We start from the raw sequence: 12,613 nt of genomic DNA on the forward strand, positions 1-12,613 counted from the left end.
CGACGCCCACACAACTTACCGAGTTGGTGTTTTGGGGCTTGCGTTTTTTGGGCGGAGTTTAAGAGTAGAGGGAGGGGATTGAATCCGGGGTCCGGGGGACACAAGGCCCCCCTCCCCCCCCCGGCACTCGGGCTTCTCGGTCAGACGCCCGCCAGACCTGCCAGTACTCCAAACCCGAGCGGCAGCACGAACGCGCTGCGGCTCTGCGCGGGCCGCGTTCCGCCTTGTCCGCTGAGGTAGTTGGCGAGTCCGGCTGTAACGATGCCGAAGGTCACCGCGTACAGCAGCGTGTCCGCCGCTGACGCATCGCTCCACCCGTGGGCGAACAATGCGGTGATCGTCATTGAGCCGCCGAACAGGGCCGCGCCGATCAGCGCGTCACCGCCGGTGAACACCAGGGGTTGTGTGCTGCCGTGGCGTTGCTGGCGCCAGACCTGGAAGACCAGGACGGCTACGAGGACTACTTCGACCGCCGTGGCGAGCACGAATGATGCCTTGAATGCGATTTCCATGGGTCATTGCCCCTCTTGCTCTTGACGAGCAGCTCAGCCGCATGCGGTGGCGACCGTGGCCAGGCCTGTGACTTCACCGAAGATGGCAACGAGGAGCTTGATCCGCTCCTCCTTGTTGCCAGCCTGCACGATGAGCTTGGCGCCCTTGAGTACCCCGCCGAACTTGGTGGCCTTGGTGACCAGGAGCGCGTTACCGGCGATGAACGCACCAATGGCTCCTACACACTTGGTCACCTTCCACGCGGTGCCCCAGTCCCAGCCCAGCGTCCGGACTCCCTGCCCGTCGAGCTTGGCTCCGTCGAGCTTGGCCAGGGCGGCGGCCTGGGCATTCTTGTCGCCCGGGTACATCGCCTCGACGAGCTGCTGGTTCGTGGGGTTGGGCGGAAGCGCCCCCAGGCGCTCGTCCAGCCCTTCCTCGACAATCTGCGGAGCGTCCGCCGCCTCGGCCACCGCACCCAATGTGACCGCTGCCGCTGTGAGTTCGGCGCTCTGGGCACGCTCGGCCTCGGAGGCGGAGGCCATCGGCCCGGCCACTCCGAGAGCGACCGCGGCGGCGACGCCGGCCGTGGTGGCGCGCAGAGTGGTTCTCGATATCGACATGTGTGTCCCCTCGTCTCATCGCATCGCGATGGGCCCGAGCCGGTTGAAGTCTCCCTGGTCGGGGGAGCCGAGGCGCCGGGCGTGGCTGGATTCTTTCGCTCGACTTCCCGAGGAGGCAATGGGGTTGAGGGTTATATGAGGTTCAGGCGGCGGCGGAAGTAAGAGGGTTGGCCAAGCCTCATTTCATTTAAGTTCGGATCAGAAAAAGATGGAGGCAAGTCGCCTGCCTGAACCGGGAGATACTCCGGATCACGAGCCAAGAAGCTGGCAATCATGCAGTTCAGATCCTCGTTGGGTGCTCGCACCGGTAGTGAGGGGATGCGGCTGGCCCAGCCTGGTCCCGTCGTTCGACCCTTGTGAGCAAGCCCGCGTGCACAGCGCATTCGACCGGTTGCCCCACAGCATTGGCCCCTCACATACGTGGGCCTGTTGGCGTTGAGTGGCAAGGCGGCCGGGACGGAGACGTCTTCATGTGTGGCGCAAAGTAGCTATTCGGTCTCGACCCGCCTGTGACCCTGCACCACCAACATCAGCTGTCGGCGTGCGCGATGGCCGTCCGGGGACGGGGCCCTGAGTCGCATCGCCCGAGCGCGGGGAGCGCCAGCACGCGGGGACTACGCCAGCTGGGAGCCCTGCTCGTGGATCTCCCGGGACAGCCAACCTAGTCCTTGGGGAGGAAGTGCCTCGGCGTACGCCGCTCGCGGAACGAGCCCGGAGTGATGCCCACGCGGCGGGTGAACAGTCGCGTGAAGTATCCCTGGTCCTCATAGCCGACGCGGCGGGCGATTGCCGCGACCTTGAGGTCGGTGGTGGCCAGGAGGTGTTTGGCCAGGTTGAGGCGGATGCCGAGGATGAAGTCCTTGGGCGTGCACTGGGCCAGTTCGCGGACCGTGTCGCGCAGTTCGGGCAAGGTCATCGACAGCTTCCGGGCGTGCTCGGCGACGGGTATGGGTGAGCAGGCCGCGTTGGCGAGTGCCTCGAGTACGGTGGGCCCCTCCCGCTTGGCGCCGATCCGACTGCGACGGATGACGGTCAGGATTTCGTGCAGGCCGGCGGTAATCGCCGTGCTGAAGCAGGGCTCGCTCTCGTCGCACACCATGGCCAGCTTCTGGACGACGCGGCGGATCGGCTCGGCCGAGGCGAGCGGGACGATGACCTCGCCGCGGGGGAGGAGGTTCTGCTTTCCGCCGTGGGCCTCGATCGCCCCCGTGGGAGTGAGTCCGGCTCTCAAGCCTGCGAGGGCCGAAGGGTGTTGAGGGGCATGGTGGGGGGTGGGGGAGGCAGACTCCTCGAACTCGACGAAGCATTCCGACCAGCCTGGCGCGTGTGGTCCGAAGCTGTGCTCGATGCCGGGCCGCAGCCACAGGAGGACGGGCGCGAACACGCCGACGGGGTCGCACCCTTCCCACGCGAACCAGCCCGTCCCAGAGGCGATCACCAGCGCGACGGGGTGATCGAGGACGCGTGGGCCGACGGCAGGCAGGTATCCGGATCGCATGCCGAGCGCCGTGCAGGCCAGCGGTGGCGGAGGCTGGATAGTCGGCGGCGTGAACGAGCGCCGCCACTGGGCACCGCGCTCGTGCCCGGGAGCCCTACTCCGCGCTCCGCGCACCGACGATCACCCGCCCCGGCGCGAACTGGCCCTCCTGCGATCGAGCTGGCCTGCGGCGGTGTGCCGTAGCACTGGCGATTGACGTTCGCGCAGGGTCATACATGGTCGTTCACGCACTCCGCGCGGTCGTGTCTTCTCTCCGGTCTGTGCCGACAAGAGGTTGTCAGACGTACCGTCATGTTCACTCCCGTACCGTCGTCGGTCTCGACTCGTGCGACGCAGATGGATCAGTCCATCAACTCCGGGGAGCGGTAGGGGCGTTGAGTATCCCGCTGTGTTGTGAGTTCGTTATCCGGAAGCGTTGCGCCACGGACCCGGAGGATCAGTCGGTCTCCGCCAGCACGTGATCCACCTGTGCCGGTGACTGCGCGCGCTCGATCCCCAGCAATACCCGCTCCGGCTGCGGCCCTGTCCGCGTGCGCAGCCCGCACCGCTTCGGCCTTGCCGTCCCGGGTGACCGGACCGCAGGCCAGACCTTCGACGCGGTGGGCGGCTCCTGAGCGGCGGTAAGGAGGACGTGCTCTTCACGGCACTCACCGTAGAGATGTGTTCGTCCTCCAACAAGAGAAAGTGAGCTCGTTCATCGGCCAAAGCTGCCGACAAAAGTCCATATGTGGGTTCTGCTTTCGTCCTTGACGGTCCAAAGGTCCCCCGGGACATTGCCAGTCATGCTGAAGATGCGAGACGTGTCCAAGAGCTTCCTCGGGGTTCGAGTGCTCCATGGAGTGTCACTCGACCTCGCGCCGGGGGAAGTGCACGCGCTGGTGGGAGAGAACGGCGCCGGCAAGTCGACGCTGATGAAGGTGCTCGCCGGTGAGTACGCACCGGACCACGGGAGCCTCACGCTCGACGGGAGGGTACTGGCCTTCTCCCATCCCTCCCAGGCCCAGGCCGCCGGAATCGGTCTGATCCACCAGGAGTTCGCCCTCCTGCCCCACCGCACTGTCGCCGAGAACGTGTTCTTGGGACGCGAGCCGTTACGCCGCGGACTCGTCGACCGCCGCCGGATGGAGCACCGCACAGCCGAGCTCCTGGCCGAGCTGGACGAGACGCACATCGCCCCGGGAATGCTGGTCAAGGACCTGTCCGTGGCCCGCCAGCAGACAGTGGAGATCGTCAAGGCGCTGGCCGCCTCTGACGTCCGCGTGCTGATGATGGACGAACCGACGGCCCCGCTGGCGGACAACGAGGTCGAGTCGCTCTACAGGCTCGTCCGCCGCCTGGCCGGGCGCGGCATCGGCATCTTGTACATCTCCCACCGGCTGCGGGAGGTCTTCGACCTCTCCCAGCGCATCACCGTCCTCAAGGACGGTCACAGGGTCACCACACTCGCCACTGCCGAGACCAGCTCCGACGAAATCGTACGGGCGATGGTGGGCCGTGACCTCGGCGCCTACTACCCGCCCAGAGCCCGACCGGAAGAGATCGGCGAACCGCTGCTCGCGGTCTCCGGTGGCGGCAACGACCGTTTGGACGAAATTGAGTTGACCCTTCTGGCAGGCGAAGTCACCGGTGTCGCCGGGCTGCAGGGCGCTGGACGCACTTCGCTGCTGCGTGCCCTCTTCGGAGCCACGCCCTTTACCCGGGGACAAATGACCGTTGCTGACCGGCCGTTGAGACCCAAGAGCCCTCGGCAGGCCATCCGCGGCGGCGTCGCGCTGGTCACCGAGGACCGCAAGGGGGAGGGCCTCGCTCTGCGACAGTCCGTGCGTGACAACGCGCTGCTGGTCACCCGTGCCGTGCCGCGTCGTGGATCATCCGACATAGGTGGGCTGTTGAGGCGGGTCGAACTGCGCGCCCGCGGTGAGGACCAGGAGGTGCGCTACCTCTCCGGCGGCAACCAGCAGAAGGTCGTGATCGCCAAGTGGCTCGCCGCCCGCCCCCGGGTGCTCCTCTTCGACGAGCCGACCCGGGGTGTGGACGTCGGAGCCAAGGCCGCCATCCACACCTTGGTCCGCGAACTCGCCCGTGAGGGCATGGCAGTCGTGATCGTCTCGTCCGAACTGCCCGAGCTGATCGGGATGAGCGACCGGATCCTCGTCATGGCCCACGGCACCCTCGCGGGGGAACTCCCCGCCGGTGCCACTGAGGAGCAGATCATGCGCGTGGCCACCAGCGAGCAAGCGAAGGAGTCCGCCGCATGACGGCCTTACAGACCCAGACGCCTCGAGGAGCGTCCCCGGCGCGGACCACGAGAAGAACCCTGAAGTTGAGCGATCCCGTCGTCGGGGTCTGGCTGGCGGCGGCCGCCGTCACACTCATCGGCTGGATCGTCGTCGCCCTCGACGGCGGCGACTTCCTGACCCGCGCCAACATCACCAGCATCCTGCAGAACAGCGTGGCCCTCGGACTGGTGGCCGTGGGCCAGTCCGTGGTGATCCTCACTGGCTCGCTGGATCTGTCGGTGGCGTATCTGATCAGCCTCGGAACCCTGGTCGCCGCCGAGACCATGCAGGACGGCAGCGTCGTCACAGGTGTCCTCGCCGTGCTGGCACTGAGTGCGGGTGTGGGGCTCGCCAACGGACTGATCGTCACGGGGTTGAAGGTCAACGCCTTCATCGCCACGCTCGGCACGGCGTTCATCCTGCGCGGCTACGTCGAGGACAACTACACGGGCCCGTCCGGCGAGGTGCCCGCCTCCTTCCAACACCTCGGCTATGACCGTATCGGACCCGTCCCGGTCTCCCTCTTCCTGCTCCTCGCGGTCGCCGCCGTGCTCTGGCTCGTCACTCGACGTACCCGATGGGGCCACCACATGTACGCCACCGGTGGCGACGAGCACGCCGCCCGGCTCTCCGGCATACGCACCCGGCGCACTGTCGTCGCCGCGCACGTCCTGTGCTCCCTGTGTGTGGGCGCCGCAGCACTGTTCCTGGCCGCGCGCCTCGGTGCGGGCGCGCCGTGGGCGGGGACGGAGGCGCGTTACGACCTGGAATCCATCGCTGCCGTGGTGCTCGGCGGGACCGCGTTGGCCGGCGGTCGCGGCGGCGTCGCCGGGACGCTCGGCGGTGTGCTGGCGCTGTCGGTGCTCGACAGCGTCTTCAACCAGCTGGCGGTCGACCCCTTCTTCAAGAACGTCGTACGCGGCGTTGTGATCATCGCGGCTGTGGCGTTGTACGCGCGGCCACCACGCCGCACTTCAGTCGGGAGGAAGCCCGCATGACCACGGCAACACCCGCGGCTGCACTGGTAGTTCGCGCCGGGAGACGCCTGGGCGCAGGCGCACCCGTATACGTCCTGCTGGGGCTTCTGCTGATCGGCCTGGCCGTCTCCGACCCCGGTTTCTACGAACCCGACCGGTTCCTGGCCTTCATGAAGCGTGCCGCCCCTTTGGTGATCCTGGCCGCGGGCCAGTACCTGGTCATCGTCTGCGGCGAGTTCGACTTGTCCGTCGGTGCTGTTGTCACCGTCGGCGTGGTCGCGGCCGCCGAATTCTACGGCTCGTACCCGGACGCCCCCTGGTTCCTCGTGACCCTGGGACTGCTGGTGGCGGGAGCGATGGCCGGGCTGCTGAACGGTCTGATCACCACGGTGCTCAGAGTGCCGTCGTTCATCGCCACCCTGGGCATGATGCTCATCCTCGAAGGCGCGGTGTTCTTCTGGACCGGCGGCTCCCCGCACGGCGCGCTACCGCAAAGCTTCCGTGAGTTCGGCCGCGGCACCGCCGGCGGCTGGCTGCCCTGGGCGGTGCTCGCCTGCCTCGTCACGGGAGCTTTGGCCGTCTGGCTGATGCGCTCGAACTACGGGCGCACGCTGATCGCCACGGGCGACGCCGAACGGACCGCCGCCCTGGCGGGCGTACGGGTGGCCCGCGCCCGGACCCTGGCCTTCGTCCTCTCCGGTACGGCGGCCGCACTGGCCGCCGTACTCGTCGCGGGATTCTCCGGCGTCTCGGCGCAGGCGGGCCGGGGCTACGAGTTCGAGGCCATCACCGCCGTGGTGCTCGGCGGAGTGGCGCTCGGCGGTGGCCGGGGTTCGGTCGTCGCCGCCATGGCGGGCGCGTTCTCCCTGCAGGCGCTGTTCACACTGCTCAACCTCCAGGGCGTCTCCGGCGCTCTGGAGTCCACCGTCCAGGGGTTCATCGTGATCGCCGCCGTGGGACTGGGGGCCGCCGACTTCTCCCGGCTTCGCCGCCATCGCACTCACCCGTCAAAAGGGGACGCAGCATGAGCCGTATCCGTCATCGCAGTCTGCCCATCGTCGGCGCGGTGCTCACCGCTGTCCTTGCGGTCGCCTCCTGCTCCTCCGACCTGCCGGAGGAGGCACCCGGCGACGGGGGCGGCTCCTCCGCACCGTCTGGGCAGAGCGGCGACGGCACAGAGTCGAAGTTCTTCGACAAGCGCGAGTACGAGCGGCAGCTGTCGCTGGCCGCGGCGGCCGCCGAGGGGCCTGCGGACAAGCCGTGGGAGCAGATGCTGGAACCGAAGATGATCGATACCGCCCAGTACAAGAAGAAGGGCTCTGGAGGCGTGCACCTCTGCTTCTCCAACGCCGGTGTCTTCAACCCCTGGCGTCAAGTCGGCTTGAAGAACATGAAGGCCGAGGCGAAGCTCCACAAGGAGATCACCGACTTCTCCGTCCTGGACGCCCAGGGCAAGGACGACAAGCAGATCTCCGACATTCAGGAGCTCGCGGGCAAGAACTGCGACGCGCTCATCGTCTCGCCGAACACCACCTCCACCCTGACCCCCGCCGTCAAGGCGGCCTGCGGCAAGGTGCCGGTCATCGTCTTCGACCGCGGGGTCGAGACGGACTGCCCGGTCACCTTCATCAACCCCGTCGGCGGCTACGCGTTCGGCGCCACGTCCGCCGACTTCCTGGTGAAGAAGGTCAAGCCCAAGGGCAAGGTCGTGGCGCTGCGGATCTCACCCGGGGTCGATGTGCTCGAGACCCGCTGGTCCGCCGCGAAGGCCGCCTTCGACAAGGCTGGGCTGAAAGTCGCGGAGGTCAAGTTCACCGACGGGGACCCCGCCAAGACGAAGTCGATCGTCGCCGACGCCATCTCCCGGCACGGCAGCATCGACGGCGTATGGATGGACTCCGGGGCCACCGCCGTCGCCGCGGTAGAGGCGTTCGAGGACGCCGGAGCCGACGTGCCACCGATCACCGGCGAGGACCAGCAGGACTTCCTGGAGGCATGGAAGGACAAGAAGCTCACGGCCGTCGCCCCGACCTACCCGACCTTCCAGTGGCGCACCCCGGTCATTGCCGCACTGAAGATCCTCAATGGTCGGCAGGCGCCCGAGGAGTGGAAGCTGCCGCAGCCCGCCGTCACCGAGGACAACCTCGATGAGTACCTCAACCCCGGCATGCCACCGCTGCACTACGCCATGTGCGGCTGCCAGCAGCTGCCGGGCTATCCGAAGGGCTGGGGCGGCAAATGAAGAAGTCCCAAGCCCGGGGCCACGGACCGGACTTCGCGCCGCCGCTGGGCGCCAACCCCTGGATCTGGCACTCACCGGTCAGCGGCTCCGCGCTGACGAAGACCCTGCCCAGGCTGTCCGCCTGGGGCTTCGACTGCGCCGAACTACCGCTGGAACAGCCGGGCGACTGGCGTCCGAAGGCCGTCACACGGCTCCTTGAGGACACCGGTCTTGCGGCCTCGGCGATCATCGCCGTCATGCCGGCAGGACGTGACCTGGTTCGCGCAGCCCCCGCGGTTGTCCGCGCCACGCAGGACTACCTGCTGCGGTGCGTGGACGCCGCCCATGAGGTGAGCTCGCGGGTCGTCGCCGGTCCCGTCTACGCCGCCGTCGGCCGCACTTGGCGGATGGACGAGGTGGAGCGGGCCGCGGCGTACGCGCAGTGGCGCGACAACATCGCCCCGGTTGTGGCGCACGCCGCCGACGCCGGGGTGAGGATCGCCGTCGAGCCGCTCAACCGGTACGAGACCAGCTTGTTCAATACCGTGGCCCAGACGCTCACCGCGCTCCACGGGCTGCCCGAGGGCACGATCGGCATCGCCCTCGACACGTACCACCAGAACATAGAAGAACACTCGCTGCCGCAGGCCGTGCGGGCGGCCGCGGGACGCATCGGCCACGTCCAGGTCTGCGCGAATGACCGCGGGACGCCTGGTGCCGACCACCTGGACTGGTTCGGGTTCCTCGACGCCTTGCAGGAAGCGGGCTACGGCGGAGACCTGTGCATCGAATCCTTCACCGCCCACAACGCCAGCATCGCCGTCGCCGCCTCCGTGTGGCGGCCGCTCGCCCTTAGTCAGGACGCGATCGCGACGGAGGGGCTGGCCTTCCTGCGCCGCACCCTCGCGCGTGAGCGTCGGCAAGCCCCGACAAACCCACCAGAGGAGTAGCGATGAAAGCCTTATCCAGACGCTCGATCCCGGTGCTGCTCAGCGCCGGGCTGGTGACGGCGGGCGTGGCCGCACCAGCCACAGCAGACCCGGACGGTCTGGACGTCCTGCTGTTCACGAAGACAGCGCCCGGAGCCTATCGTCACGACTCCATACCCGCGGGCATCAAGATGTTCGAGGAGTTGGCGGGACCGCGGGGATGGGAGGTGACGAAAAGCGAGGACTCCGCGGTCTTCAAGGACGACGAACTCGCCAAGTACGACGTGGTGGTGATGCTCCAGACGTCAGGCATGGTGTGGGACAACGACGCCCAGCGCCAGGCGATGCAGAAGTACGTGAACAACGGCGGCGGGGTCGCGGCGATCCACAACGCTCTCGACATGGGCATAGAGAACGACTTCCCGTGGTGGGACAAGCTGGTCAACGGCGGTGCCCACATGCCCACCCACTCGCCGGGCGTCCTGCAGGGCACCGCCAAAGTCGCCGACCGCGTGCACCCCTCCACCAAGACGCTTCCCGAGCGCTGGAAGCGGGCGGAGGAGTGGTACAACTTCGACAAGAACCCCCGGGGCGACGTGCACGTCCTCGTCACCGCCGACGAGACCACGTACACCCCGGGCCCCGACGCGATGGGCGCCGACCACCCCATCTCCTGGTGCCGCGACGCCGAGGGCGGCAAGGTGTGGGCCACCGCCATGGGCCATGAGGCGGCCGCGTACAGCGAAGAGGCCTTCCGTGACCACATCGTCGGCGGCGTGGAGTCGGCGGGAGGCAAGGTCGCGTCGGACTGCGGCCCGACGACCTGGTCCAACTACGAGAAGGTCGCCCTCGACGAGAACACCGTCGGGCCCGCCGCGCTGGACGTGGCCAAGGACGGCCGGGTGTTCTACGCCGAGTACGGCGGCAAGGTGAAAGTGCACAAGCCGGACTCCGGTGAGGTCGTCACCGCGGGCACCCTCGACGCGTACACGGGTGGGGAGGACGGACTGACCGGCCTGGCGCTCGACCCGGACTTCGCCGCCAACAAGTGGATCTACCTGATGTACTCGCCGGCAGGCGGCACGGAGGACATCGCGCGTGTGTCGCGGTTCACCGTCGAGGGCGACTCCCTGGACAAGGCCAGTGAGAAGGTGCTGATGAAGGTGCCCTCGTCGCGGCAGGCTCCCGAGCCGGGGCACACCGGCGGGTACATCGCCTTCGGACCCGGCGGCAACCTGTACATCGGCACCGGCGATGACACGGAGCCGTTCCGCTCCGACGGGTACGCGCCGATCGACGAACGCGCCGGACACGCGGACAACGACGTCCAGCGCACCTCGGCCAACACCAACGACCTGCGCGGGAAGATCCTGCGGATCCATCCGGAGCCCGACGGCACGTACAAGATTCCGTCCGGCAACATGTTCGCGCCGGGCACGGCGAAGACGCGGCCCGAGATCTACGCCATGGGCTTCCGCAACCCGTTCCGGTTCTCTGTCGATCCGGCGAACGGCACGCTTTACGCGGCCGACTACGGAGCGGACGCCGGGAACGACGACCCGAACCGCGGGCCTGCGGCGATCGTGGAATGGAACGTCGTCAAGTCACCCGGCTTCTACGGCTGGCCGTACTGCGTCGGCGACAACATCCCCTACAACGACTACGACTTCGCGACCGGCAAGTCGGGGGAGAAGTTCAACTGTGCCAAGCCGGTCAACAACTCGCCGAACAACACGGGCCTGACCGAACTGCCGGCGGCCAAGAAGGCCGACGTCTGGTACGGCAACGGCGCGAACGGCAACAAGTTCCCCGAGATGGGATCAGGAGGCGAGGCGCCTGCGGCATTCCCGGTCTACCACTACGACGCCGACAACCCGTCGGAGACGAAGTTTCCCGCCTACTTCGACAAGACGCCGTTCTTCGGCGAGTGGTCGCGCAACAAGCTGTGGGAGTTCCGGCTCGACAAGGATGGGAAGCTGCTGAAGATCAGCGACTTCGTGTCGAAGATGAGCTTCAAGTCACCGATGGACATGAAGTTCGGTCCCGATGGGGCCCTCTACCTGCTGGAGTGGGGCACCGGCTTCGGCCGGGACAACCCGGACTCCGGTCTCTATCGCATCGACTACACCAGAGGTGACCGTCGGCCGGTCGCGAAGGCGACGGCGAATCCGACCTCGGGCAAGACCCCCCTCGAAGTGAAGTTCTCCAGCGCGGGCTCGAGCGATCCGGAAGGCAGTGCCCTCACCTACAAGTGGGTCTTCGGTGACGGTGGCACCTCGACCGATGCCAACCCGACGCATACCTACGCCGCCAAGGGGCAGTTCACCGCGCGCCTGAGCGTCACTGACTCCGGTGGCAAGACCGGGACCACCAGTGTGGTGGTCACCTCGGGCAACACTGAGCCGTCGGTCAAGCTGTCCATCCCGAACGGGGGCATGTACGACTGGGGGGACTCGATCCCGTACACCGTGGACGTCACCGACTCCGAGGACGGCACGGTGGACTGCGCCAAGGTCAAGACAGTGCCCTCGCTGGGGCATGACGAGCACGCACACGACTCCGACGCGATCAACGGGTGCTCGGGCACGATCAAACCCGAGACCGACACGGGACACGCCAACCTCAACTCGTTCTACGTCGCAACCTCCAGCTACACCGACAAGGGCGCCGCCGGGGTGCCCGCGCTGACCGGCAGTACGAAGGCGATCCTGCAGCCCAAGCACAAGCAGGCCGAGTACTTCAGCCGCCAGTCCGGAGTGCGCGTGGTGTCGCAGTCGGGTGCCGAGTCCGGCGCGCGGATCGGCGACATCAGCAACAACGACTGGATAGCCATCAAGCCGGTCAACTTCACGGGCATCAACCAGGTGTCACTCAGGCTCTCCTCACCCTCCGGCGGCGGAACGGTCGAACTGCGCGACGGCTCGCCGACGGGGCAGCTGATCGCGTCGGTTCCGGTGCAGAGCACCGGCGGCTGGGACACGTACGCGAGCACGGCGCCCGTGGACATCACCAGGCCCGGCGGGAGCACGGAGCTGTTCATGGTGTTCAAGACGCCGGGGAACAACGCGTACGACATCGACTCCATGAAATTCATCGGACCGGGCCTCGGCGAGGGGGGCGCCCCTGGAGCGAAGTCGATCGTCGGCATCGGCGGCAAGTGCGTCGACGTCGACAAGGCAGGCACCGCGAACGGGACAAAGGTTCAGCTGTGGAGCTGCAACGGCGGTGCCAACCAGAAGTGGTCCGCCGCCGGAAGCACACTGCGCGCCCTGGACAAGTGCCTGGATGTCGATGGGCCAGGCGGCACGGCGAACGGCGCGAAGGTACAGCTCTGGGGGTGTAACGGCGGTGCCAACCAGGGCTGGGACGTGCAGCCCGACGGCACGATCCGCAACCGGGGCAAGTGCCTGGACGCCAAGGGCGTGAGCAGCGCCGACGGCACTGAGCTGATCATCTGGGACTGCAACAGCGGTGCCAACCAGAAGTGGGTCCTCAAGTGACTGGCTGTCCAGTGACCGGCTTGCACTGACACGACGCGTTCGACGCGAGCTTCGCCAAGGGAGCGCCACCGGTGCGAACCATGTCCGCCTTGCGAAC

General features: G+C 67.5%; 9 protein-coding genes. 6 read left to right on the forward strand and 3 right to left on the reverse strand.

Annotated features, from left to right (window positions below; translation table 11 throughout):
* Positions 1-140 precede the first annotated feature (140 nt).
* The 3 genes from ACZ6BG_RS19980 to ACZ6BG_RS19990 all read right to left on the reverse strand — a co-directional run bounded on the left by ACZ6BG_RS19980 (position 141) and on the right by ACZ6BG_RS19990 (position 2,610).
* Positions 141-512: a hypothetical protein gene (locus ACZ6BG_RS19980; protein WP_469003099.1), complete on the reverse strand. Its 372-nt coding sequence runs from the start codon at positions 510-512 to the stop codon at positions 141-143.
* A 33-nt stretch (positions 513-545) separates the two neighbouring features.
* Positions 546-1,112: a hypothetical protein gene (locus ACZ6BG_RS19985; RefSeq protein WP_469003102.1), complete on the reverse strand. Its 567-nt coding sequence runs from the start codon at positions 1,110-1,112 to the stop codon at positions 546-548.
* A gap of 661 nt (positions 1,113-1,773) precedes the next feature.
* Entirely contained in the window at positions 1,774-2,610 is an 837-nt protein-coding gene (locus ACZ6BG_RS19990) for a helix-turn-helix transcriptional regulator (protein ID WP_469003104.1), read from the reverse strand.
* A 782-nt stretch (positions 2,611-3,392) separates the two neighbouring features.
* On the opposite strand from ACZ6BG_RS19990, the gene ACZ6BG_RS19995 reads away from it, so the two are divergent.
* Genes ACZ6BG_RS19995 through ACZ6BG_RS20020 form a run of 6 tightly spaced genes read left to right on the forward strand, consistent with a single transcriptional unit; the run spans position 3,393 to position 12,516 of the window.
* Positions 3,393-4,868, forward strand: coding sequence for a sugar ABC transporter ATP-binding protein (locus tag ACZ6BG_RS19995; protein ID WP_469003106.1), 1,476 nt, complete (start codon positions 3,393-3,395; stop codon positions 4,866-4,868).
* Entirely contained in the window at positions 4,865-5,887 is a 1,023-nt protein-coding gene (locus tag ACZ6BG_RS20000) for an ABC transporter permease (RefSeq protein WP_469003108.1), read from the forward strand. Before ACZ6BG_RS19995 ends, ACZ6BG_RS20000 begins: the two co-directional genes overlap by 4 nt.
* Entirely contained in the window at positions 5,884-6,894 is a 1,011-nt protein-coding gene (locus tag ACZ6BG_RS20005) for an ABC transporter permease (protein WP_469003111.1), read from the forward strand. The genes ACZ6BG_RS20000 and ACZ6BG_RS20005 overlap by 4 nt, the downstream gene beginning before the upstream one ends.
* Positions 6,891-8,108 (forward strand): substrate-binding domain-containing protein, encoded by a 1,218-nt coding sequence (locus ACZ6BG_RS20010; RefSeq protein ID WP_469003114.1) that lies wholly within the window; start codon positions 6,891-6,893, stop codon positions 8,106-8,108. Before ACZ6BG_RS20005 ends, ACZ6BG_RS20010 begins: the two co-directional genes overlap by 4 nt.
* A complete protein-coding gene (locus ACZ6BG_RS20015) occupies positions 8,105-9,037 on the forward strand; it encodes a sugar phosphate isomerase/epimerase family protein (RefSeq protein ID WP_469003116.1) in 933 nt (310 codons plus the stop codon). Before ACZ6BG_RS20010 ends, ACZ6BG_RS20015 begins: the two co-directional genes overlap by 4 nt.
* 2 nt (positions 9,038-9,039) lie before the next feature.
* On the forward strand, positions 9,040-12,516 hold the full coding sequence (locus tag ACZ6BG_RS20020; protein ID WP_469003119.1) for a ThuA domain-containing protein: 3,477 nt from the start codon (positions 9,040-9,042) through the stop codon (positions 12,514-12,516).
* Positions 12,517-12,613 lie beyond the last annotated feature (97 nt).

It is taken from the genome of Streptomyces sp. NPDC041205 (genome assembly GCF_055591765.1).